Here is a 24,982-nt window from a genome sequence, read left to right on the forward strand (position 1 = left end):
ATCGCTTTAAAAGATAAGGTCAGATTCTAGCAAGTTTTACCTTGTAAAATAAACTATTGATGATTATTTTTAATTGGATCCCGTTAAGTTTTTTAAACAAACAAGTTAAGTTGTTTATTAATTGTTCAATTTGAGTGAATAAACACTGTAATTTATCTTAATAGCGGTATCACTTAGTACAACTCTCTTATGGCCTCAGGTATAATCTACCGCCTGATCGCAGACTTTACTCAATAGCATCAATGAGTTTATTACTTCAAAAGACTAATCAACAGCTAATAGAAAAACCAGGCTACACCAATCATTTTAGCCAAGTTCACGGTAGCTCGTTTGCCCTAACAATTGCTAATACCGCAAGGGATTACAATGGGATTTTAATGGTGTTGCTCCCAGATGCAGCCAGCACTCAGCCACTGAAAAAAGAAATTGAGTTTTATCTCGATAATTCAACAGCTATCCCTGTAATTACGTTACCTGATTGGGAAACGTTACCGTATGACTATTTTTCACCGCATCAAGATATTGTTTCGGAAAGACTGCAAACGCTCTTTCAACTCCCTCAGCTAAATAAAGGTATTCTATTATTACCTGTATCTTCAGCACTGCAACGTTTACCTTCTCGTCAATATATCGAACAACAGTGTTTACTTTTAGAAATTGGGCAAACCATTAATATGGACACGCTAAGGCATAACTTAAATAATAATGGTTATGCGCTAGTCGCCAATGTTATGGAACATGGAGAGTTTGCTGTTAGAGGTTCAATTATTGACCTATTTCCCATGGGTTCAAAACAACCGATTAGAATTGAGTTATTTGATGATGAAGTAGAATCTCTTCGCTTTTTTGATACAGAAACACAATTAACAACGGAAAAAGTTAATCAAATTAATTTATTGCCAGCAAGAGAATATCCAACTGACGAACAAGCAATTTCTACATTTAGAAAAAATTGGCGTTCAACTTTTGATACCAACATACGAGAAGCTGCCATTTATCGAGATGTTAGCAACGGTATTTTTACCGCAGGTATTGAATATTATTTACCCTTATTTTTCCAAGAACTATCAACACTATTTGATTTTATTGATTGTAAAAATTTATTAGTGGTTCACCAAGAAAAACTCAACAATCCGATACAATCTTTTTGGAAAGAGCTGACAGAAAGATATGAACAATACAGTCATGATATTGAACGTCCTATTGTTGCTCCATTAAGTCTATTTATGAATGAAGACGAGTTGTTTTCACAAATAAAAAATTATCCTTCGCTAGCATTGACCTCATCGGATAACGCTCAGTCATCACCTATGATGTTTTCTCCTTGCCCAAATGTACAAGTCGATCATAAAGCCAATGAACCATTACAAAATTTAAAACAGCTATTAGAGCAACACCATAAAGTTTTAATTTGTGCGGAGTCATCTGGACGACAAGAAGTACTTAGAGAATTACTCAATAAAAATAAAATCACTATAAAAACAATAAAAAGCTGGCATGAATTTATTACTATGCCAACAGCCATTGCTTTAACAACCGCTCCGCTTATGCAAGGTTTTGCGGTTGATGGGCATTTAATTATTTGTGAAAGTAATTTATTTGGCAGCCAAGTTCTTCAGTCTCGTAGACGCCAAGATAAAAGTATTTCTCCCGATCAGTTAATTCACAGTTTGGCAGAATTAAAAACTGGCGATCCGGTTGTACATGTTGATCAAGGTGTTGGCCGTTATTTAGGTTTACAAACCATTGATGCTGGCGGAACCGTTAGTGAATTTTTGACTTTGGAATATTCTGGAGGCGATAAACTTTATGTTCCTGTTCAATCATTACATTTAATTCATCGATTTTCTGGCAGTAACCCTGAAACAGCCCCCTGGCATAAACTAGGTACTGAAACCTGGAGCAAAGCTAAAACAAAAGCGCTTGAAAAAGCCCGTGATACTGCGGCTGAATTATTAGATTTATATGCAAGAAGAGCAGCTGAAAAAGGAATTGTGCATAAACTGAATCAAATAGATTATGAAAAATTTTCTTCAGAGTTTCAGTTTGAAGCAACGCCCGATCAAAAAAATGCAATTGATGCTGTCGTTAATGATATGAAGGCCAGTACACCAATGGATCGTTTAATTTGTGGTGATGTTGGCTTTGGTAAAACCGAAGTTGCTATGCGAGCAGCCTACATTGCTATTCAAAGTGGAATGCAAGTAGCCATGCTAGTCCCGACGACACTATTGGCACAACAACACTTTAATTCATTTCAAGATCGTTTTTCTCAATGGCCTGTTAACATTGGCGTTTTGTCTCGTTTTCAGACTAAAAAAGAACAAGAAACTGTATTAGCTCAGCTAGAAGCTGGTCAGATAGATATTATTATTGGTACACATCGATTATTGATGGGACAACCCAAATTTAACAATCTTGGGTTGCTGTTAATCGATGAAGAACATCGCTTTGGTGTGCGACAAAAAGAGGTACTGAAATCTTTTAGAGCCAAAGTCGATATTTTAACTTTAACCGCAACACCGATCCCAAGAACTCTAAATATGTCGATGTCGGGCATGCGTGATTTATCGATTATTGCTACCCCTCCAGCCAAAAGGTTAGCGATTAAAACTTTTGTCAGACAACATAATACGCCTTTAATCAAAGAAGCGATTCAGCGGGAAGTAAGACGAGGTGGACAAGTTTATTATCTTCATAATGCTGTTGACTCTATTGAGCGAGTAGCGAATGAAATTCGGGAATTGATGCCTGAAATTCATGTCGCAGTCGCTCATGGACAAATGCGAGAGCGAGAACTTGAAGAAGTGATGAAACAGTTTTATCACCAACGATTTCATGTATTAGTTTGCACAACTATTATTGAGACAGGTATAGATGTACCAACCGCTAATACAATCATTATGGATAGAGCTGATAAGCTAGGTCTTGCCCAACTTCACCAACTAAGAGGTCGAGTCGGACGTTCACATCACCAAGCCTATGCTTATTTACTAACGCCTAATCCTAAAACAATTACCAAAGATGCTAAGAAAAGGCTTGAAGCTATCGAAAACTTAGAAGATTTAGGAGCTGGATTTATATTAGCAACTCATGATTTAGAAATTCGTGGCGCAGGTGAACTATTAGGTGATGAACAAAGTGGGCATATGCAAACTATTGGTTTTAGTTTATATATGGAGTTACTTGATCGTGCTGTAGAGTCGTTAAAAAGTGGGCAAGAACCTTCTCTAAAAATGACTCAAGATGAACAAACAGAAGTTAACCTAGGTGAGTCGGCATTGTTACCAGAGAGCTTTATTCCTGACGTGGGCTTACGCCTCTCATTATACAAACGCATTGCCAATGCAAAAAATTCAAAAGCTTTAAGAGACTTACAAGTTGAACTAATCGATCGCTTTGGTTTATTGCCCGAGCCAGCCAAAGCGTTATTTAGTTCAACGGAGTTAAAATTAAGACTATCAGCAATGGGAATATCTAAGCTTGATGCCAATAAACACTCGATTTCTTTAGATTTTATTGCCGAACCTAAGATTGATACAACCAAGTTAATACAGTTAATTCAACAAAATCCTAGCAAATATAAGCTAGAGAAAGGAACAAGGCTCAAAGTGGTGAGTCAAAATGAAACCATTGAACAAAGAAAACAACAGATCGATTCTTTGATTGAAACATTGGGTGGCTAAGGGTTAGTATGCAAAAAACAATTGAGTTAATCGATAAAAAGACATATTTGATGATGCTTATGAATAAATTTAAATTAGCAGTTATATCTGGAATTATCGCTTTTAATAGCTATACTGCCATCGCAGATACAACAGTTGCCGAAGAGCCTCGCTGGTTTGAAGTAGAGATAATAGTATTTAAATCAACAAGTAACGGTGGGCTATTTGAGGAATCCTGGCGAAAAGACACACAATTGACGCAAGCAGAAAACCTGATTGATTTTGTCCAACCTTTTGATCAAATATCTCTTAATGATATTAAAAATACAGAAGACACTACAGTAGTGGTAAACAATCAGCAAAATATTTCAAATGTGTCACAAATTTCGACACAAGAAACAACGGTACAGTCTACAATTAACGAGCCCCCTTTTATATTGCTCCCAGATGAATCTCGGCAATTGCTCAATGAAGCGAAAAGCCTTGGGAGACACCCTGACTATCATGTTTTATTACATCAGGCATGGCGTCAACCAGTACTGAATTCAAGAGAAGCTCCACATATTAGAATAGCAGGCGGCAAAGATTTTAGTGCTGAATATCAATATGATGGTAGTAAAGTTTCTATACACTCTTATTCAGAAGAAGCTATCCAAGAGCCAACAACTATGGACAGTAATGAGCCTAACACCATTACTGCCAATACTCAAAATAGTCCCAGTAGTCAGTTATCTAATCATTCATCACTGACAACAAGCGATAAACAATCTTTAACTTCAACTGATCAATTAAATGACTCAAATCTACTCGTTAAGTTTGTCCGAAAACCTTGGGTTCCAGAGCTAGATGGTGATATTAAAGTTTACCTTAATCGGTATTTGCATGTTAAAACTAATTTATATTTGCGCAGACCTGATAAAGAAGAAGTTGAAGTCATTAATTTAGAAATGCTGAAGGATCAAATTTATCCTACTATGGATCGTTCAACAACGTTAACCCCTCAAACGCTTCAATCGACCAATAATGAGCAGAGCACCAATCAGTCTACCAACGGATTAGATAACCTTTTAGCTGGTAATAATCAGTTAACAAGTTCTTCTGCCCAACAAACAGAGTTATTAACACAGTCCAAAAAGTCTCAATTTTCGTGGGAAATCGATGATAATTTTTTAGAAACAGAATCAGAAAAACTATATATTGAGAGACTATTTAATTACTCTTTAAAACAATCTCGAAAAATTAAAAGTGGAGAGCTTCACTTTTTTGATCACCCATTAATCGGTGTACTAATCATGATTAGGCCCTATACCATTGAGCCTGCTAACCCTCAAGATTTACCAACACTATCATCGTCATTCTAATAGATTGATATAAGTTTAAACTTTTAACTAAGCATTATATTCATAGTTAATAATTAAAGCCTAAATTTTGGAGTAAATAATGGACAAAATTGTTGTATTAGGAAGCGGTATGATTGGCAGCGCTATCGCCTTAGATCTAGCAACAAACTACCAAGTGACGGCAATTGATAAAAATAAAAAAGCCCTTAATCAGTTGGCAAAAGTTAACAAAAATATCAATACTGTTTTTTTTGATTTACAAGAAGCGGATAATTATGAAGAAATTTTAGCTCCCTATGAGTTGGTACTTTGTGCTGTTCCTGGCTTTATGGGGTTTGAAACATTAAAGAAAATTTTACAGGCAAAAAAAAATGTTATTGATATTTCTTTTTTTCCTGAAAATTGTTTTGACCTAGACTATTTAGCCAAAAAGAATAATGTTTATGCTGTGGTTGACTGCGGCGTAGCACCCGGTATGGATAATATAATTTTAGGTTACATGGACACAAAAATAGAAGTCAAAAGTTTTGAATGTTTAGTTGGAGGCTTGCCTAGCAAACGCGAGTGGCCATTTAACTATAAAGCCCCCTTTTCACCGGTAGATGTCATAGAAGAATATACCAGACCAGCTCGTTACGTTGAAAATGGCGAATTGGTGATCAGAGAACCTTTGTCTGATTGTGAATTAATGGAAATAAAGCGTGTTGGCACACTAGAAGCTTTTAATACTGATGGCTTAAGGACTTTAATCGAAACCATGGATCATATTCCATATATGAAGGAAAAAACGCTACGCTATCCCGGCCATGCTGAATATATAAAAGTATTACAAAAATCAGGGTTCTTTTCTGAGGAGCCAATTGAGATTGATGGCTTGCCCTTTAGACCTATAGATGTAACAGCAAAAATATTAGAGGATAACTGGAAGCTAAAAAATTCCGATGAAGAATTTACAGTGGTAAGAATCACAATAGAAGGTGAAGAAAATGGTAAGAAGCGCCAGTATATTTATCGTTTGCTTGACAAAGGGTGTGAACAAACAAAAACCTCATCAATGGCAAGAACAACTGGCTATACTGCAACTGCTATCGCTAATTTCACTCTCAATAATAAATTAGAACCAGGCGTATTTGCACCAGAATCTTTAGGTGCTATTGAAGGTGCTTATCAATTTATATTAGACTATTTGAAACAGCGTAACGTAGATTATAGAATTGAACAATTTACACTTGAATAAGTTTAAAAACAAAGAATGTTAATTAATTTTTACTTAATAATAGGTTTATAACAATGGCTGAAATTCGTCAAATACCAGAACAACAACTAGCAGAAATAAAAGATAACTTTCAATTTTTTGATCGTGATGGCAATGGTGAAATTGATGAAGCTGAATTCACCCAGTTATTACAAGTCATTTCTCCTTCAACTTCTGCTGAGCAAGGCGCAGAAGGTTTTTCTATTGTGGATGAGAACAATGACGGCCATATTGATTTAGAAGAGTTTATAGCCTGGTGGCAAACTTGTTGGTGGGAATATTAATTAATGATATTAAATTGCCTACCAAAAGTTTTTTGGTAGGCACAATTCAATGACTAAATACTTAAACCTGAATTTTTCCACAGGTTTTCATCTCTATGTATTTGTGATAAAGCTTCGGCTTTTTCGATTAATTCTTTAACTACTTTTTCTTGAGTTTCTTTATCACCCATTTGCTTTCCTTCAGCAATAGCCTCCTCTATTCTGGCTGCTTTTAAGTGCCAGGACATTGAAAAATACCGGGTTACATCACGCTCATCTTTAGCGACTTTTACAGGAGCGATATCTGTTGGTAACTCACCACTTATCACCCAATAATCTTCACCTTTAGTTTTTGAAATGATATACCAAATACCAACTAATGGCGGCATAGAGAGACATTTTTCTTTTTTAAAATCTTTGATTTGAATCCCTTTAGAAAAACAAAATTTTTGAATTTTTACGAGTTCTTTTTGGCTCCACTGATTAAATTTTTCCTGTTTATCTATACTCTCTTCTGGTGCAACCTGTGGTGCTTCTTTAACGGTCATATACTAAGGTCCTTTATGGTGTTGTACTATCAAACTAGATACTTGAAAATAAAAGTAGATACTTAAAAGTAGTCTAATTTTGAATCTCTAACTAAAAAATTGGGCATAAACTAAGGGATTTTTTTTATTTGTTCAAGGTAATTTAATTAAAAACACCCTAATCGTTTTAAGCCCTGCCATTTTAAATCCATTTATATATAACCAGTTTATCCATTATTTCCACTCTATATCTCTAAGCCGTAACGTCCTATCATTTTAATCGTCTAAATGTGCAATAATTAGCTTTTATTTGAATAAATTTGTAATTAATTATTTATATTTCGCTTCGCAGCAACCTCAATGTTTACAGGCTATTTCATGAGTAAATATACTGGCAATTCATTAAAAGCAATGGTATCTTTGCGCCTCATTTTCCATCTGCAAACGTAGATATTTAAGTGAAGACTTTATAATGTTACATACGACACCTACCCTCTTAAGTAATTAGGCCGAGTTATTAACTTTATAATCGACTGATTTTAATCGTATTTAATAGGTTATTGAGATTAAAATTATTAATGTCGCCAGTACTTAAATACCACTTTAACTTAGAGAGGAACCAAATGGATATTCTAGCTGAACTAGGAATAAAACCGATAAATTCAGGCGCTTGTTGGGGAGTCAATCAATGGTCAGACACCCAATCCGAAATAATTACATCCTTTAGCCCAGCCAATGGTGAAGAAATTGCCAAGGTATATGCGGCTTCTGAACAAGATTATGAAACAATTATTAATAATGCAGAAGAGGCCTTTCTTGAATGGCGAGCTATACCCGCTCCAATTCGAGGTGAGCTTGTTCGCAAAATGGGTGATGCACTCAGAGCAAAAAAAGATGCATTAGGCAGCCTCGTTTCTTTAGAAATGGGAAAGAGCAAAGCAGAAGGTGACGGCGAAGTTCAAGAAATGATTGATATGGCAGATTTTTCTGTCGGTCAATCGCGCATGCTTTATGGCAAAATGATGCATTCAGAACGCCCACAACACAGAATGTATGAACAATGGCAACCATTAGGCTTAGTCGGCGTAATATCGGCATTTAACTTTCCTGTTGCTGTTTGGTCATGGAACGCCTTTATTGCCGCTATTTGTGGCAATATCACTATTTGGAAGCCAAGTCCTAAAACCCCACTAACAGCTATTGCGGTACAAAATATTTGTAACGAAGTTCTAACCGAATCTGGTTATAAACCTATTTTTTATCTGTTTGTTGATGGCCAGTCAAACCAATTAGCTGAACGCTTTATTGATGACAAAAGAGTCAAAAAACTCTCTTTTACTGGTTCTTCTGTGGTTGGAAAAATGGTTGGTGTTAGAGTGGCAGAAAGAATGGGCAAAAGTTTACTTGAACTAGCAGGTAATAACGCGCTTATTCTAGATGAAACAGCTAATTTAGAACACGCTATTCCTGCGGTAGCATTTGGCGCTGTTGGCACAGCGGGTCAACGTTGTACAACAACCAGACGTTTAATTGTACATGAATCTATTGTTGATAAGGTTGTCGATGTTTTAGTCAATGCTTATAAACAAGTTACCATTGGCGATCCTCTCGATACTAATAACTTGATGGGGCCACTAATCGATGAAACTGCCGTAGCAAATTTTGAAGCCACCATTCAAAAAGCTAAAGAACAAGGCGGTGATATTCTTTTTGGTGGTTCTAAAATCGATCGTCCAGGGTTTTATGTTGAGCCCACTATTATTCGTGCAGAAAATCATTGGGAAGTAGTACAAAGTGAAACCTTTGCCCCCATTTTATATGTTATGACATTTAAAACAATTGAAGAAGCAATAGAAATTAATAACGGTGTTCGCCAAGGGTTATCTTCGGCAATCTTTACCCAAAACCTTAATAATGCAGAAAAGTTCCTATCTTATGCTGGCAGTGATTGTGGTATTGCTAATGTTAATATTGGCACTTCAGGCGCAGAAATTGGCGGAGCATTTGGTGGAGAAAAAGATACTGGTGGTGGTAGAGAAGCTGGCTCTGATTCATGGAAAGCTTATATGCGAAGACAAACTAACACTATTTTCTGGGGTGACAAACCAACTCTAGCACAAGGCATTACTTTTAACATTGGTTAAACAATGTAAATAAAAACAAACCAATAAAACAATAAACTAAGCGACTAAGCCAATTTAGTCGCTGCTTTTAGAATAATCTCATCAGGAGAAACACATGGCGGTATTTAATTTACGTGCATATGATGATCACGAGCAAGTTGTTTTTTGTCGTGACAAAGACTCTGGTCTGAGTGCAATTATTTGTGTTCATTCCACAGCCCTTGGCCCAGCAGTTGGCGGTTGTCGAATGTGGGAATATAATTCAGATGAAGGTGCGTTAATTGATGCATTACGCCTTTCTCGTGGCATGAGCTACAAGAATGCGATGGCCGGCTTAAATATGGGGGGTGGTAAATCAGTAATCATTGGCAACCCTAAGACCATGAAATCTGATGCATTATTTGAAGCATTTGGCTCATTTTTAAACAAATTGAATGGTTCTTATTATTCAGCCGAAGACGTTGGTATTAATACTGGTGATATGGCCATTGTTCATCGTAAAACAGATTATGTATTGGGTCTTGAAGGTCGTAGTGGCGACCCTTCTCCACTTACCGCTTTTGGTGTTTATCAAGGTATGAAGGCTGCAGTTAAACATAAATTAGGCAGAGATAGTCTAGAGGGTGTAAAAGTCGCAGTACAAGGACTTGGCCATGTTGGCTATTATTTATGTGAACACCTCCGATCGGAAGGTGCAGAGCTATTCGTCACAGATATTCATAAAGAATCAATCGATCGTGTGGTTGATAATTTAGGTGCCACGGCAGTTGATAAAGATGAAATTTATGCACAAAACGTTGATGTTTACGCACCTTGTGCGTTGGGTGCAACTATCAATGATGCAACCATTCCTCAATTACAGTGTTCAATCGTTGCAGGTGCTGCTAACAATCAACTTGCAGAAGATCGACACGGCGAAGTTTTAAAACAGAAAGGCATTTTGTATTCTCCAGATTATGTCATTAATGCTGGTGGGATCATTAATATTTCTTTTGAACAAAATGGTGGTGAGTATAATAAACAAGACTCGCTTGATAAGGTTGGCGCAATCTATGGCACATTGTCAGAAATTTTCCAAGCAGCTGAAACTGATGGTAAAACAACGAATTTAGTTGCCGATGAGTTGGCCAGAAAAAAAATAGAAGACGCAAAAAACAATTCATAAAAATTATAGATTAGGTGCGAGGCAAAAATTTAAGTTAATTGCTTGCTTCGTACTTTTTCTCGATTGCTACTTTCTTATCACCAATATTCAACTGCAACTTTCATTTCAATCATCAAACTTTTTCTATAATTTCCATAACCATGGTTAATGCTTGAGTAACCGTTTGTTGCCTGACTTGCTCCCTATTTCCCGTGAAGTGATACTGCTTACAATGAGTTTTACCAGCTAAACACGTAGCAATACATACAGTACCAACAGGCTTTTCTTTAGAGCCGCCATCAGGACCTGCAATACCACTCACCGCAACACTCACACATTGCTCAAAATATTGTTGAGCGCCAAGTGCCATTGCTTCTGCAACCTGCACTGACACAGCGCCGTACTTTTCTATCATTGTGGCAGGAACATCTGCTAAGCGTGTTTTGCTTTCATTAGTATAAGTAATTAACCCGCCCGCAAACCATTGAGAGCTTCCAGCTTGATCGGTTAATGCTTTACCTATCCATCCTCCAGTACAAGACTCGACTGTTACTACTTTAAGTTGTTTAAAAATCAAACGAACCGACAGTTGAGAAACTAGTTGCTGCATGGCGTATCTCCTATTTATGCGAACAATTCTATTTGGTTTATAAAGTATTTCTAGTAAAATCCTAACCCAAACTTGGTTAATTAAAACTTCTGTTATATTTTAAACTGTTTTTCAGGATTATTTTTGAATAAATCAACACATACACCAATGATGCAGCAGTATTTGGATATAAAGTTAGAATATCCAGATATTTTACTCTTTTATCGTATGGGCGATTTTTATGAGCTCTTTTTTGATGATGCGCATAAAGCCGCAGACTGGCTTGGTATTACACTAACTCATAGGGGCAAAAGTAATGGTGATCCAATTCCAATGGCTGGTGTTCCCTACCATGCAGTTGATAATTATCTGGCAAGATTGGTTAAACAAGGAAAGTCTGTTGCTATATGTGAACAAATAGGCGACCCTGCAACGAGTAAAGGACCTGTTGAAAGAAAGGTTGTTAGAGTTATTACACCTGGTACGCTTAGCGAAGATAGTCTTTTAGACTCTTACCAAGAAAATTTACTCGTTGCTATTTATCACTTTAAAAAAAGCAAGCAAAAAGAAAAATATGGTATTGCCTGGATTGACTTAGCTGGTGGTGAATTTTACTGTAACCAGTTTGCAGATGAAGCGCAACTGTTGAGCGAACTCGCTCGCTTAAATCCGGCAGAAATACTTGCTGACGAACATTACTCAGTGTTGTTATCCGGTAAAAATTATACCTTAAAACTGCAAGAAGACTGGCAATTCGATTATCAGCAAAATTATCAAGGACTATTAAAACACTTTCGAGTTAAAAACCTCGATGGTTTTGGATGCGATAACTCTCAAGCAGCGATTTGTGCTGCTGGCGCAGCGCTCAATTATGCCAAATTAACTCAACAAAGTTTACTTAGTCATTTAAACCGCATTAGAGCCTTTGATAGTCAACAAATATTACATTTAAATAGTCACACTCGTAAACATCTTGAAATTAGCGAAAACCTTTTCGGTGAACAAGAAAAATCGCTTTTCAATGTTATCAACCGGACAAAAACAGCAATGGGATGTCGTTTATTAAAAAACTGGCTCCACGCGCCCTTAATCAATAAAAAGGCGATTGAAGCACGCCTTGATGTAGTGACTGAATTAATCAATTCTCAAGATTTACAAACATTAAGAAGTATTCTTACCCCAGTTAAAGACATGCAACGAATTTTAACACGCATTGCTTTAAATACCTGTCGTCCTAGAGACTTAACAGGTTTAAAAGAAAGCCTTACTATTTTACCTGATTTACGCCACTGGTTGGCAGCACAAAATACACCGCTTTTAACTCAACTAGGCAAAGACCTGCCTGAACACAGCGATACTCACGAATTATTATCATCTGCTATTTTTGATAACCCTCCTGTTGTTTTACGAGATGGTAATGTAATTCGTGACGGTTATAATAAAGAATTAGATGAGTTGCGTTATTTATCAAATAATGCAAGCAGCCTGCTCAGTGATATGGAAGAAAGAGAGCGAGAAGCCACAGGAATTAATACTTTAAAAGTCGGTTATAACAAAGTTCATGGATTCTATATTGAAATATCAAAAGCTCAGTCAGACAATGCACCGATTAGTTATACACGTCGACAAACACTTAAAAATGCCGAACGTTTTATTACACCAGAGCTCAAAGTATTAGAAGAGAAAGTGTTATCAAGCCAATCAAAAGCACTGGCATTAGAAAAGCAGTTATATCAGCATTTGGTAGAATCTTTATTACCTTCTGTAGAAGCACTACAACAAACAGCAAGCCAAATCGCCCGCTTAGATGTACTACAAAGCTATGCAGAAATTGCAGAACAAGCAAACTACGTTAGGCCAACAATCAACAATAAGGGGGGGCTAAATATTATTCATGGACGTCATCCTGTTGTTGAAGCTTTTCAACAAGATCCCTTCATCCCTAACGATGTATTAATTAATCAAGAACATAAAAGTTTGATTATCACAGGCCCTAACATGGGAGGAAAGTCAACTTATATGCGTATGACTGCAATTATTGCATTGCTCGCACATGCAGGCTGTTATGTTCCAGCAGCTGAAGCAGAAATAGGTATCCTTGATTCAATTTATACCCGTATAGGCGCTTCGGATGATTTATCGGGCGGGCGCTCTACTTTTATGGTAGAAATGAGTGAAACAGCTAACATACTTAATAATGCAACTGAAAATAGTCTGGTCATATTAGACGAAGTAGGCCGTGGGACCAGTACTTATGATGGTCTTGCTCTTGCGTGGTCAACGCTGGATTATCTATCAAAAGAGATTAATCCACTCACTTTGTTTGCCACTCATTACTTCGAGTTAACTAAAATAACTCAATCAAACCCTAACATTAAAAACTTACACTTTGGTGCGATCCAGCACGGCAACAAACTGGTGCTGGATCATCAAATTCACGAAGGCCCTACAAGTAAAAGTTATGGAATACACGTTGCTAGACTTGCAGGTGTTCCCCATGCCGTTACCTTACTAGCAACTAATTATCAAAAACATTTAGAACAAGGTAAACATCATGATAGCAACGAACCTCTTTCAACCGATTCACACCAACAAGTTGATATGTTTAGCCACCCAGAAACAGATGCAAGGTTGGAGTTACTTGAGTCAATTAATGCTGACGAGCTTTCTCCTAAACAGGCACTTGACTTAATCTATACTTTAACCCAACCCCATTAATTTTATATGAATTTAATCGTTAACGGGTTCACCCTGTGCTGTTTATTCGATAGAATACGCGCCAGATAGAACCCGCTGAATTTATCGATATTCTGGAGAACCCAATGGCATTTGTAGTGACCGATAACTGTATTTTATGTAAATACACAGATTGTGTAGAGGTTTGCCCTGTCGACTGTTTTTATGAAGGTCCAAACTTTTTAGTCATTGATCCTGATGAATGCATTGATTGTGCATTATGTGAGCCTGAATGCCCTGCCGAGGCAATTTTTGAAGAAGATGATGTACCGGCTGATCAAAAGCAATTTATTGAGTTAAATGCAGAATTGGCCCAAAACTGGGAAAATATTGTTGAAAAGAAGGAACCTTTACCTGAAGCAGAAAAATGGGATGGAGTGAAAGAAAAACTGAAGTATTTGGAGAAATAGCCCTACTCTTTTTCATAACAATAAACAAATTCATGATTAATCTTTGATCTAAGTCAGCCAACTTAGGTCAACGCCTCAATACAATGCGCTGAATACTTATCTTATTCACCAGTTAATTATGTCACTACCTATTGTTGTTCATCAATTAATAAAAACAAAAGCTTCATTTATTAGTCGTCATTTAACGCCCGACAAACTGGCAAAAATATCAACGCTATTACCCTTTAGTTTTAACAAAAAATTGATTGAAATAACACTCAATACCATTCTTAAAGAGCAAATTATTGATAACTGTTTTGACTTTTTAACCAATAAAATTGTGCTTATCAATATTAAAGACGCTGATTTAAATATTGGCCTTAGTTTTTCACATAAAAAACTGGTATGTCTATACTTTAGCCAATTAAAACAAATCGCTGACGCCGAGTTATCAATCAACACGCCAGACGCAATCTGCTTAATGCTTCAAGAAAAAGATCCTGATACGCTGTTTTTTCAAAGGAAACTAAGTATTAATGGTGATACTGAATTAGCACATCAGCTGAAAAACACAATCGATGCGTTTGATCCAGAAACAATGCCTAAACTACTCAAGTTGCTTTTAGGCAAACAAGTCAATACCTAATAAATTACCAATTTCTTCTCTTTGAATAAGTTGTTGGTTGATTTGATACTGCTGGACTGGGGGCTGATTACTCGGGCTGCGGGTAAAGGAGTCTGATGGTTGAGAATTACTTTCGAGCTTTTGTATCAGAGTGTTAGATGGCGGTATTTTATTGACTCTCTGATCAGTTGTATTCTGCTCATTTTGATTTAGGGCATTATCAGCCCTACCCGCTAACCCATTATGAAATTTTTGGCTAGATTCTGGACGTCTTAACTCAAAGTAAGATTGTGGGATAGTGCTAGTAACTTTCATCGTACAAGTAATTGGTTCCTTTTCCTGTTGTAATTATAGTTTAATTTTTAACCACTTTCTTCTTAGCCACATTATTTCTTAAATAAGTAGGCTGTAATTCTTCGGATTTTAGCAGCAATCCGGCCTTAAAAAAGTTTGATGCCATCACAAAACTAGCACTAGCTCGTGGATATTTATCATCTAAACAGCCCAAAATGTACTGTGAGCCAGTTTTGAGCTGCTGAGGATAAGCCGACCAACCACTGCCAATGGTGATCACCTTAGAAGAATGCCTTTCGCTCATTTGTTTAAAATTAATGAGTTCAGGCGCAATCACTTGCTCTGGGGTCAAAGTTTCAGGAAACCCCTGCTGATTAAGCACAAAATGTCCCAAATAGACTTCTTGCATACGTGCATCGATTGCCGGCCAACAAACTTCGACATCACTACTATCAAATGCTTGTTGTGCCAAATTAGCCAGACTTGATATAGCAATAGCGGGTAGATCGGCTGCAAATGACAAGCCTTGAGCGACTGAAACGGCAATTCTAATACCTGTAAAAGCCCCTGGTCCAACATTACACGCTATCGCATCTAGTTGACTGAGCACTATACCTGACTCTGATAATAACGAGTCTACCATCGGTAGCAAAAGTTGGGCATGTTCTCTGGGAGCAATTTGATAACGCTCTGTCACTTGCTCACCGTTAAGCAAAGCAACTGAACAGGCTTCAGTTGAAGCATCTATCGATAATAATTTAGTCATGAAAACAACTTATGGATTTGACGAAAGCTTATGAGGCAGCATTATATCAGCCAAAAACCGGACAACCAATTCAGAATCTCTTGTTCGTCGCATATCGGGTAAACTATTAATAAAAACTTCACCATAAGACTTACCCACTAAACGTGGATCGCAAATACATATAACACCACGATCATTAACACTACGAATCAACCTTCCACATCCTTGTTTAAGGGAAAGTACAGCTTCTGGTATCTGTAAGTCAAAAAACGGATTGCCTCCGTTCTTTTTACATTCTGCTATTTTAGCATTAAGTATTGGATCATCTGGTGGCGCAAATGGCAACTTATCAATCACCACAAGAATCAGGTGATCGCCAACAACATCGACCCCTTCCCAAAAACTTCCTGTAGCTAATAAAACCGCATTTTCTTCCGTTGTAAACCGTTTTAATAATTCATCTTTACTGGCTTCTCCCTGAACTAAACAGTTAAAGAGTTCCAACGCCTTAAGAGACTCAGCTCCTGTTTTAAGTGCTCTATGACTGGTAAAAAGCACAAAGGTGCGCCCTTGAGCACTTTGTAATAATGGAATAATTGACTCAATGACTTTTTCGGTGTGTTTATAATCACGGGTAGATGGCAGCTGACGAGGTACATATAAAAGAGATTGTTTTGGGTAATCAAATGAAGAAGGTAATAGAAGTGTTTGAATCGCCTCCCAGCCAAGCGCTTGGATATAATGTTCAAAAGAATTATTAACCGTCAATGTAGCCGATGTCATAATCCAGCTTGATTTGGCATATCGTTGTCGACTTTGTTGAAACAAACCAGCCACATTCAGTGGTGTTGTGTGCAACCGAAATCCACTTTTAACGGTCTCGTACCAATTAACTCTGCTAATCTCTTTTTCGTGCTCAGCTTTAAACTGTTTAATAACTTGTTGAAAACTAATTAATCGTTCGAAGCATGATTCTAACACCTTTGTTCGAGTAGAATTAACTTTAACAATATCATAAAGGGCATTGATTTTATTAGATAAAGAATCTAATGCATCAGTTAGCTTTCGGTTTGCTTTCCAGTCTTCTCGCATATCGTATTCAGGCAAGGCTAAACGAAATTCTTTCACTTCTTTAGCAAGTCGCTGCGCATCAAGCATTAAATCTCTACTATCAGTCACCTGAGTTCTATATTCTAGTTCAACTTCCCTACATAACTCATTGATTTGTCTACTAGAAATTGAATCTCCATAAAACTGATAAGCGGTTTTCGCCAAATGATGTGCTTCATCAACTATAAATACGTCAGTATCTGGTAGCAGCTCTCCAAAACCATCTTCTTTAAGTACCAGATCAGCTAGCAGTATATGATGATTGACCACTAAAACTTTGGCTTTGCGTGCTCTTTCGCGGGCAGCGGCTAAAAAACACTTTTCAATAAATGGACAATCTTGTCCCAGACAATTTTCAGCGGTACTCGTTACATAAGAAATTACCGGCGAATTTTCTGGTAGCGCAGATAACTCACTTAACTCCCCTGACGTTGTTTTATCTCGCCAACGATTAACTAACGACAAATGCTTCACTGCAACAGGATCAGGTAAACGTCCAGATGCTAAAGTCGACTCTAATCGATATTCACATAAATAATTCGCCCGTCCTTTTAACAATGCCGTCATTGGGCTTATTTGCATAATTTTTAAAATTACAGGTAAATCACGCTTAAAAAGTTGATCTTGAAGGTTTTTAGTTCCGGTAGAAATAACAACTTGTTTGTCTGACAGTAAAGCGGGTAATAAATAAGCAAAGGTTTTGCCAACCCCTGTTCCTGCCTCTACTAGCAAATTTTCAGATGACTGAATTGCGTTATTAACCGCAGTGGCCATTTCTTGCTGTTCTCGGCGAGTTTTAAAGTTCTCGTTGGCTTTTGCAAAAGGACCAGAATCGCTTAGCAACTCAATGATTTCAACTTCTGAAGAACTCAAGGCTCATTAGTCCAAACTAATTCGCCAATAGCCTTATATTTGGCAACAGTCATTGATCCTCTTTTATCTTTAGGGTTGTTAGCAATTTCTTTTTCGATAATTTTGCGATCTATCTTATAAATTTGCGAGGGTTGATAGTCTGGCTCATATAAGACCATCAATAAAAACTCCCATCCACTTTCTAAACTTAACTGGCCTAACTTCTGACGAGCTTTTCCTCCTTTAAAAATAACGCGTCCTTTAACCAAGTATTTTTCATTTGATCCATTCACATCGATAGCATCAATACCTTGTTCACCATCAAGTTTTTTCAAGTTCAATTTATCGATAGCATCAAAACGAGCTAATTCAACAGTAACAGGTAGTGCATGCCCGGTAGATTGCCGATAATCAGCCGCAAGCAAGCGGGTTTGTTCCATCAATAGAGAAATATCATAGGTATTATTGCTTGCAGATTTAGACACTTTGATAGTTTACTTATTAATTAATTATTGCTGTATTGCGCAAAATTATAACGTGCACCTGTATGATTTGACAGTAATTTAAATAAAACCGCAGGCCGAATTAAATACGACAATCAATATTAAACGCTATAATCTATTTGGTTCTTATTGTGCTTTTGCCCATGCTCGTCATAAGTAGCGGTGGTTTCATCTATGTCGCTAGCTTTGGCTGTTTTTTGATGAGTTGTTTTGGATTCTTTTTGTTTTTCTTTATCCGGTTTTTCTTTGCTTTTTGTATCGATAGAGACTTTATCAGTAGGAGAAACAACTTCAACAGCTTCGACTTTATTCGTCGCTTTGGTTGAGCGATTGGTCTTAGCTGGCGTTACCCCACCACTAGGCTTGCTAATATCTCCAATGTTAACCATAAGCTCACCACACTATACTATAATCATTTAAAATTCATCTGCACTTTTCAAAGCAGCACACCTTTATTATCGGCTAAAAAACAGCCAATTTTATTAATTTTATAAAAAGCTTAAAAAAATTACAATTTTGGAATACTCAGTGAATCAAAATTTACTTGCTATAATTACAAATTGTTGCAAACTCTAACTATCTATTATGCATTTGGTTTGACAGGAAAATATCTCAATTATGGAAATCCATAACGAACAAATAAGAAAAATAAAAAAAACAGAAAAAGAAAATAAGTTTCTACCAAGTGAAATTTGTCTTTTACCGATCAGTGAAAGACCTTTTTTCCCGCCTCAAACTCTTCCAATTTTAATGAATGAAGAAAGCTGGCGAGATACTATTGAATATATCAATGATGAGCATAGCAACATCACTGGTTTAGTGTTAGTCAAAAATCCATTACCTGAAAATGCCAAGCCGGAAGAATTTTTTGAAGTAGGTACTTTGGTTAAAATACACCACCCGGTTTTATCTTCAGGTAAAGTTCAATTTATAGCTGAAGGCTTACAACGGTTTCGAATCAAAAAGTGGATAAGAAAAGAACCGCCTTATATTGTTAAGGTTGAATATCCCAATGAACCCAAATATAAAGAGTCTGACGAGTTAAAAGCTTATGCCGTAGCAATTATTAACACCTTAAAAGAGTTAGTCCCTTTAAACCCTCTTTATAGTGAAGAGCTTAAATTTTTTCTCAACCGATTTGATCCTAACGAACCATCTCAACTAGCGGACTTTGCCGCCAGTGTTACCACTGCGACCCGAGATTCACTCCAAAAAGTTTTAGAAACCGTTCACTTAAAACGTCGAATGGAAAAGGTCTTAGTTCTTATTAAAAAAGAACTAGAAGTCGCTCAATTGCAGCAGGATATACAAGATCAAGTTGAAGAAACACTGAGTGAACATCAGCGACGTTTTTTTCTGAGAGAACAGCTCAAAGCTATTCAAAAAGAGCTAGGCATTGCCAAAGATGATAAAACAGCAGATTTAGAAAGATTTGAAAAAAATATTACTAATAAAGTTTTACCAGAGGCTGCCAAAACCAAATTTTACGAAGAGTGGGATAAGTTAGCGATTTTAGAATCTGGTTCTCCTGAATATGCAGTCACACGCAACTACCTTGAAGTTTTTTCGAAGCTTCCATGGAGTATTCATACACAAGATAATTTAAAGTTACGCTCTGCCAAAACAGCTTTAGATAAAGAACACTCTGGACTGAATGATGTTAAGGAAAGAATTATTGAGTTTTTAGCTTTGGCCTCGTTAAAAAATGAACTGTCGGGATCAATTTTACTATTAGTTGGTCCTCCAGGGGTTGGAAAAACCTCTATTGGTCGTTCTATTGCGAATGCCTTAAAACGAGAATTTTTTAGATTTTCTGTTGGTGGTATGCGCGATGAAGCAGAAATCAAGGGTCATAGACGAACATACATAGGAGCGATGCCAGGTAAGATCATTCAAGCTTTAAATGAAACAGGTTCTTCGAACCCAGTAATAATGCTCGATGAAATTGATAAAATAGGTAACAGCTATCAAGGCGATCCTTCATCAGCATTATTAGAAGTGCTCGATCCTGAACAAAATAGTCAGTTTTTAGATCACTACCTCGACACACGCTACGATTTATCAAAAATATTATTTATTTGTACCGCTAACCAGCTTGACACTATCCCCCGCCCCCTACTCGACCGTATGGAAGTTATTCGCTTAAGTGGTTATATACTTGAAGAAAAACTCCAAATTGCAACTAACCATTTGTGGCCTAAACAATTGCAAAAAGCTGGCATTGCTAAATCTAAAATTAAACTTTCAGAATCTGCACTTAAGTCTTTAATTGATGGTTATGCAAGAGAAGCCGGTGTTAGAAACCTCGATAAATTATTAGCCAAAATTATCCGTAAATGTGCTGTTAAGTTGGTTCATGATAAATCAAGCAAAATGACTATTTCAAAAAATAACCTGGCAAACTATATTGGTATGCCCGTATTTACTAAAGAATCATTATTATCCGGCGTAGGTATTTCAACAGGTTTAGCCTGGACCTCTCTTGGGGGAGTTACCTTGAATATTGAAGCCGCAAGAATTCATGGTAGTTCACGAGGCTTTAAGCTAACCGGGCAACTAGGTAATGTTATGAAAGAGTCAGCAGATATTGCTTATAGTTACATTGCAGCTCATCTAAAAGAGTATGGGGTTGATGAAAAAAACCTAGATAAAAAGTACATTCATTTACATGTGCCTGAAGGGGCTACTCCAAAAGACGGACCAAGTGCAGGAATAACAATGGCAACGGCATTACTTTCTTTAGCTTTAAATAAAAAGCCAAAACCGCGTTATGCAATGACTGGTGAACTAACCCTTAGCGGTAGAGTTTTAGCCGTTGGAGGAATTCGTGAAAAAGTCATTGCGGCTAAGCGAGAAGGTATTAATCGATTAATTTTGCCTAAGTCAGTTGAGGGACGCTATGAAAAACTACCTAAACACATAAAGCAAGGTTTACAAGCTTCATTTGTCGAACACTATGATGAAGTTTTCCGTTTACTTTTTTAATCTGTAAAATTATAAATTAAGTGCACTTTTAATCAGAGTCGTCATCATTTTAATGTGGCTCTGATTAGCATTTAGTGCATCGATATAAACAAAAGACTTTCCGCCGTTGTGCAAGAATAGTTCTCGATTTTCCATTGAAATTTCTTCAAGCGTTTCCAAACAATCGGCAGAAAATCCAGGGCACATAACCACAATGTCTTTAACATTCTCTCTCGGTAATTCAACCATTCTTTCATCAAGATATGGCTTTAACCAAACTTCCCTTCCAACTCTAGATTGATAAGCCATTTCCCACTTATCATTTTCTAACCCAAGTTGCTTAGCTAACAATTGAGCAGTCGTTTCACATTGCTGTTGATAAGGATCACCTTGTTTCACATATCTTTGCGGTATTCCATGAAATGACATAACCAACTTACTATTTTCGGGTAACTTACCTTCAACAGATTGTGCTAAAGCTTGGATATAACTTGGTTCTTGATAATAATCGTTTATCAAAGTTAGATGCTGAGAAGAATTGTCTGACAACTTATCTAATTGATCAGCTACAGCAGAAGTGGTGGTGTGAGAAAACTGCGGATAAAGAGGCAATACAATAATTTCATCAGCCCCCCAGCTTTTAAGACTTTCAATCCCCATTGGGATACTTGGCTTTCCATAAGTCATACCAAGCTCAACTTTAAAACTACATTCCGCTATTGACTGTTCAAGGTGAGCTTGTAATTTCTTTTGCTGGTTTAAGCTGTGCACCATCAATGGCGAGCCACCTTCTAACCATATCTTTTTATAATTGGCTGCAACTTTCTTAGGGCGAAAAGGCAAAATAATGCCATATAATATGGGAAGCCAAAGTAACCGAGATATATCAATAACTCGCTTATCACTTAAAAAAGCCTGAAGAAATGCTCTAACGGAGGTAGAAGTTGGTGCTTCTGGCGTTCCCAAGTTTACCAGGAGAACACCATATTTTTTTACTGCTGTCATTATAAAAGACTATCTTTTATTTTAATAATTGAAGGATGCTGGCCTTAATGTCATCAAGATTCCCTACTCCTGCCACTTTGACATATTTAGGCGCTCCTTCACTGCCTTGCTCCGCCCAAGCAGAATAATAGTCAACTAATGGGCGAGTTTGTTCATGGTATACATTTAATCTATCTTTTACTGTCGCTTCAGTATCATCTGGCCGTTGAATCAACTCTTCACCCGTTTCATCATCTTTACCTTCAACTTTAGGTGGATTGTAGACAATATGGTAGGTTCGCCCAGAGTTTGCATGGACTCTTCTTCCACTTAATCGTTTAATAATTTCTTCATCAGCAACATCAATTTCAACAACAAAATCGACATCAATATTGTTCTCTTTCATCGCATCGGCTTGAGGTATTGTTCGAGGAAATCCATCTAACAGGTAACCGTTTGCACAATCTGATTCAGCAACGCGCTCTTTAACTAAGCCAATAATAATATCGTCTGACACTAGCTGCCCTGCATCCATTACCGCTTTCGCTTTCATACCTAATGGTGTTCCGGCCTTGACTGCTGCTCTGAGCATATCCCCAGTTGAAATTTGTGGGATATTATACTCTTCCTTTATAAACTGAGCTTGTGTTCCCTTACCCGCGCCTGGCGCACCTAGAAGGATTATACGCATTTATCGTCTCCGATTAAGTTTTGTTAAATTATAAGTTTTTATCAAAAGGTTATTACAAAGGTAATTGGCTTGTCATTATAGACAGCTAATGCCAGAGTTAAAACCTAAAAATACGCTTTTATTAGCCTGTTTCATTGATACTTTAGTTAATTTTGTCCAATACCATATTTTCAGACCTATTTTCTGTTCAAATCCCTGTTTTCTATTAAAAATATCTGTTTTCTATTACATAGTTAGATAAACTAATAATTGAGAAGTTTTTAATATTGACTTTTTCTGTACAGAGTGAGAAAGTAACGCCAATCTTATTAATTTGGAACTGAGCCAATGAACAAGCCACTCAAAATAAAAACCGTTCAAGCTGAATACTCTGATATAGCGTTCCAGATTTTCTCTGCGTCTATTTAACTGTTCAAGAGATTTTAATCTGAACAATTTTAGTTAGACCGCTTCTATCTGAAAAATTAGCTAGCAATCAACTGTTTTCACTCAAGTAGTGAGCATATTTGTGTTGCATGGGCCTGTATTTATAAATCAACATTAAACAATATTATTTATTAATCAGTGCCTCGCTACTTAATATAGTATCTATGTTTATTCTAGCCATCACTCAATAATAATGATCGATTGCAATTCGACCAAATCGATTAAAGGATTACATAAATGAAACAATCAACCGATTACCAGCAACTGAATTATTGGCAATTATTCAAGCTTGCGCTCAAAGACAACCATGAAAGGGATTATACCAAGGGGCCTATTGGACGTGCCGCTTTTCTTTTAGCCGTACCAATGATACTCGAAATGGCAATGGAATCTATATTTGCAGTCACCGATATATTCTTTGTATCAGGTTTAGGTGCCGAAGCAGTATCAATTGTTGGCTTAACAGAGGCAGTTATTACTTTGCTTTATGCCATTGCAATCGGTTTAAGTATGGCTGTTACCGCTATGATTGCGAGACGCATTGGCGAAAAGCAACCCTCGCAAGCAAATATAGTCGCCGGACAAACACTATTAATAGGGTTAATGTTTGGATTAGTCATCGGTATTCCTGGATTTATTTTTGCAGGTGATATATTAGCTATAATGGGGGCTGAGCCCTCAGTGATTAAACAGGGCCAATCCTATACCAGCATTATGCTAGGTGGCTCAATCACCATACTCTATCTATTTTTAATTAATGCAATATACCGAGGTGCTGGCGATGCAACAATAGCTATGCGCTCTTTATGGCTGGCTAACTCAATCAATATTATTCTTGATCCACTACTAATATATGGCATTGGCCCATTTCCTGAAATGGGAGTCGAAGGTGCTGCTGTTGCAACGAATATTGGTCGTGGTGTTGGAGTGATTTACCAACTTTACCATCTACAAAATAATCACAGCCGAATTAGATTACAGTTGCCTCATTTAAAACTGGTTAGTCAAGTTTTCACAAGGCTGCTTAAACTATCTGTTGGTGGTATATCGCAATTTTTAATTGCTACAGCCAGTTGGGTTGTTTTAGTTAGAATTGTTTCAACCTATGGTAGCGACGCAGTCGCTGGATATACAATTGCCATTCGCATTATTATGTTTACCATATTACCAGCTTGGGGGCTTAGCAATGCAGTAGCAACTTTGGTTGGTCAAAACCTGGGAGCAGGACAAGCCCAAAGAGCCGAACAATCAGTGTGGCGAGTTGCACGTTATAATGTTTATTTTATGGTAACCGTTGCAATAATATTTATTGTTTTCGCTAAAAACCTTATCGGTATATTTAGCCAAGAGCCGCTCGTTGTTAGCTATGGCGTAGAATGTTTAAGGTATATTGGCTATGGGTATGGCTTTTATGCTATTGGTATGATTTTAGTGCAAGCATTTAATGGTGCAGGAGACACATTAACCCCCACTAAAATTAACTTTTTTTGTTATTGGTTATTTCAAATTCCATTAGCTTATATTTTAGCAAAAATATTGGCGATGGGGCCTACAGGAGTATTTTTAGCCATAACTTGCGCAGAAAGTATAATTGCAGTTATCGGAATTATTATTTTTAGAAAAGGTAAATGGAAGTTAAAAACGGTTTAAACACAAGGTAGTAGAATAAATCTTACAGCGCAATGGACTGCTATAAATAATGGGCTTTCTTTTAATGTTTTTGCTAAACAGTCCATATTATTCAGCTTTAATTCAGT

At 37.0% G+C, this 24,982-nt stretch carries 20 protein-coding genes; 11 read left to right on the top strand and 9 right to left on the bottom strand.

Annotation, left to right across the window (positions count from 1 at the left end; all coding sequences use genetic code 11):
- Nucleotides 1–242: 242 nt before the first annotated feature.
- From mfd to ACT5E3_RS13160, 4 genes are all read left to right on the top strand, one after another.
- Nucleotides 243–3,686: a transcription-repair coupling factor gene (mfd, locus tag ACT5E3_RS13145; protein ID WP_444993998.1), complete on the top strand. Its 3,444-nt coding sequence runs from the start codon at nt 243–245 to the stop codon at nt 3,684–3,686.
- A gap of 8 nt (nt 3,687–3,694) precedes the next feature.
- Complete coding sequence (locus ACT5E3_RS13150; protein ID WP_444993999.1) at nt 3,695–5,026, top strand: CsiV family protein; 1,332 nt, start codon at nt 3,695–3,697, stop codon at nt 5,024–5,026.
- Nucleotides 5,027–5,105: 79 nt separating this feature from the next.
- Nucleotides 5,106–6,242 (top strand): saccharopine dehydrogenase C-terminal domain-containing protein, encoded by a 1,137-nt coding sequence (locus tag ACT5E3_RS13155; RefSeq protein WP_444994000.1) that lies wholly within the window; start codon nt 5,106–5,108, stop codon nt 6,240–6,242.
- A 53-nt stretch (nt 6,243–6,295) separates the two neighbouring features.
- Nucleotides 6,296–6,544, top strand: a complete 249-nt coding sequence (locus ACT5E3_RS13160) for an EF-hand domain-containing protein (RefSeq protein WP_444994001.1) — start codon at nt 6,296–6,298, stop codon at nt 6,542–6,544.
- Nucleotides 6,545–6,597: 53 nt separating this feature from the next.
- Here ACT5E3_RS13160 and ACT5E3_RS13165 read toward each other — a convergent pair whose 3' ends face one another.
- The gene (locus ACT5E3_RS13165; protein WP_444994002.1) at nt 6,598–7,071 is read right to left on the bottom strand and encodes a DUF4826 family protein; all 474 of its coding nucleotides are present in this window, start codon (nt 7,069–7,071) and stop codon (nt 6,598–6,600) included.
- A 602-nt stretch (nt 7,072–7,673) separates the two neighbouring features.
- Between ACT5E3_RS13165 and amaB the strand changes: the two genes are divergently transcribed.
- Nucleotides 7,674–9,194: an L-piperidine-6-carboxylate dehydrogenase gene (amaB, locus tag ACT5E3_RS13170; RefSeq protein ID WP_444994003.1), complete on the top strand. Its 1,521-nt coding sequence runs from the start codon at nt 7,674–7,676 to the stop codon at nt 9,192–9,194.
- Between the two features lie 94 nt (nt 9,195–9,288).
- Nucleotides 9,289–10,338 (top strand): Leu/Phe/Val dehydrogenase, encoded by a 1,050-nt coding sequence (locus tag ACT5E3_RS13175; RefSeq protein ID WP_444994004.1) that lies wholly within the window; start codon nt 9,289–9,291, stop codon nt 10,336–10,338.
- A 112-nt stretch (nt 10,339–10,450) separates the two neighbouring features.
- Here the strand turns inward: ACT5E3_RS13175 and ACT5E3_RS13180 are convergent, their stop codons facing one another.
- Nucleotides 10,451–10,927, bottom strand: coding sequence for a CinA family protein (locus tag ACT5E3_RS13180; protein ID WP_444994005.1), 477 nt, complete (start codon nt 10,925–10,927; stop codon nt 10,451–10,453).
- Between the two features lie 123 nt (nt 10,928–11,050).
- On the opposite strand from ACT5E3_RS13180, the gene mutS reads away from it, so the two are divergent.
- The 3 genes from mutS to ubiT all read left to right on the top strand — a co-directional run bounded on the left by mutS (nt 11,051) and on the right by ubiT (nt 14,677).
- Nucleotides 11,051–13,624, top strand: a complete 2,574-nt coding sequence (gene mutS / locus ACT5E3_RS13185; protein WP_444994006.1) for a DNA mismatch repair protein MutS — start codon at nt 11,051–11,053, stop codon at nt 13,622–13,624.
- A gap of 104 nt (nt 13,625–13,728) precedes the next feature.
- A complete protein-coding gene (fdxA, locus tag ACT5E3_RS13190) occupies nt 13,729–14,052 on the top strand; it encodes a ferredoxin FdxA (RefSeq protein ID WP_444994007.1) in 324 nt (107 codons plus the stop codon).
- A 118-nt stretch (nt 14,053–14,170) separates the two neighbouring features.
- Nucleotides 14,171–14,677, top strand: coding sequence for a ubiquinone anaerobic biosynthesis accessory factor UbiT (ubiT, locus tag ACT5E3_RS13195; protein WP_444994008.1), 507 nt, complete (start codon nt 14,171–14,173; stop codon nt 14,675–14,677).
- Here the strand turns inward: ubiT and ACT5E3_RS13200 are convergent.
- The 5 genes from ACT5E3_RS13200 to ACT5E3_RS13220 form a co-directional block, all read right to left on the bottom strand.
- On the bottom strand, nt 14,654–14,971 hold the full coding sequence (locus ACT5E3_RS13200) for a hypothetical protein (RefSeq protein WP_444994009.1): 318 nt from the start codon (nt 14,969–14,971) through the stop codon (nt 14,654–14,656). The genes ubiT and ACT5E3_RS13200 overlap by 24 nt on opposite strands.
- A gap of 40 nt (nt 14,972–15,011) precedes the next feature.
- Nucleotides 15,012–15,716 carry a tRNA (adenosine(37)-N6)-threonylcarbamoyltransferase complex dimerization subunit type 1 TsaB gene (tsaB, locus tag ACT5E3_RS13205; protein WP_444994010.1) on the bottom strand — a complete coding sequence of 235 codons (705 nt, stop codon included), beginning with the start codon at nt 15,714–15,716 and terminating at the stop codon, nt 15,012–15,014.
- A gap of 9 nt (nt 15,717–15,725) precedes the next feature.
- Entirely contained in the window at nt 15,726–17,678 is a 1,953-nt protein-coding gene (locus tag ACT5E3_RS13210) for an ATP-dependent DNA helicase (protein WP_444994011.1), read from the bottom strand.
- On the bottom strand, nt 17,675–18,142 hold the full coding sequence (locus ACT5E3_RS13215; protein ID WP_444994012.1) for a hypothetical protein: 468 nt from the start codon (nt 18,140–18,142) through the stop codon (nt 17,675–17,677). The genes ACT5E3_RS13210 and ACT5E3_RS13215 overlap by 4 nt, the downstream gene beginning before the upstream one ends.
- A gap of 119 nt (nt 18,143–18,261) precedes the next feature.
- Nucleotides 18,262–18,549 (bottom strand): hypothetical protein, encoded by a 288-nt coding sequence (locus tag ACT5E3_RS13220; protein ID WP_444994013.1) that lies wholly within the window; start codon nt 18,547–18,549, stop codon nt 18,262–18,264.
- Nucleotides 18,550–18,778: 229 nt separating this feature from the next.
- On the opposite strand from ACT5E3_RS13220, the gene lon reads away from it, so the two are divergent.
- Nucleotides 18,779–21,145: an endopeptidase La gene (gene lon / locus ACT5E3_RS13225; protein ID WP_444994014.1), complete on the top strand. Its 2,367-nt coding sequence runs from the start codon at nt 18,779–18,781 to the stop codon at nt 21,143–21,145.
- Nucleotides 21,146–21,154: 9 nt separating this feature from the next.
- On the opposite strand, the gene hemH is transcribed toward lon, so the two are convergent.
- Nucleotides 21,155–22,129 (bottom strand): ferrochelatase, encoded by a 975-nt coding sequence (gene hemH / locus ACT5E3_RS13230; RefSeq protein ID WP_444994015.1) that lies wholly within the window; start codon nt 22,127–22,129, stop codon nt 21,155–21,157.
- A 16-nt stretch (nt 22,130–22,145) separates the two neighbouring features.
- Complete coding sequence (adk, locus tag ACT5E3_RS13235) at nt 22,146–22,799, bottom strand: adenylate kinase (RefSeq protein ID WP_444994016.1); 654 nt, start codon at nt 22,797–22,799, stop codon at nt 22,146–22,148.
- 663 nt (nt 22,800–23,462) lie between these two features.
- On the opposite strand from adk, the gene ACT5E3_RS13240 reads away from it, so the two are divergent.
- Nucleotides 23,463–24,875: an MATE family efflux transporter gene (locus ACT5E3_RS13240; RefSeq protein ID WP_444994017.1), complete on the top strand. Its 1,413-nt coding sequence runs from the start codon at nt 23,463–23,465 to the stop codon at nt 24,873–24,875.
- Nucleotides 24,876–24,982: the final 107 nt, after the last annotated feature.

It is taken from the genome of Aliikangiella litoralis, from assembly GCF_052495765.1.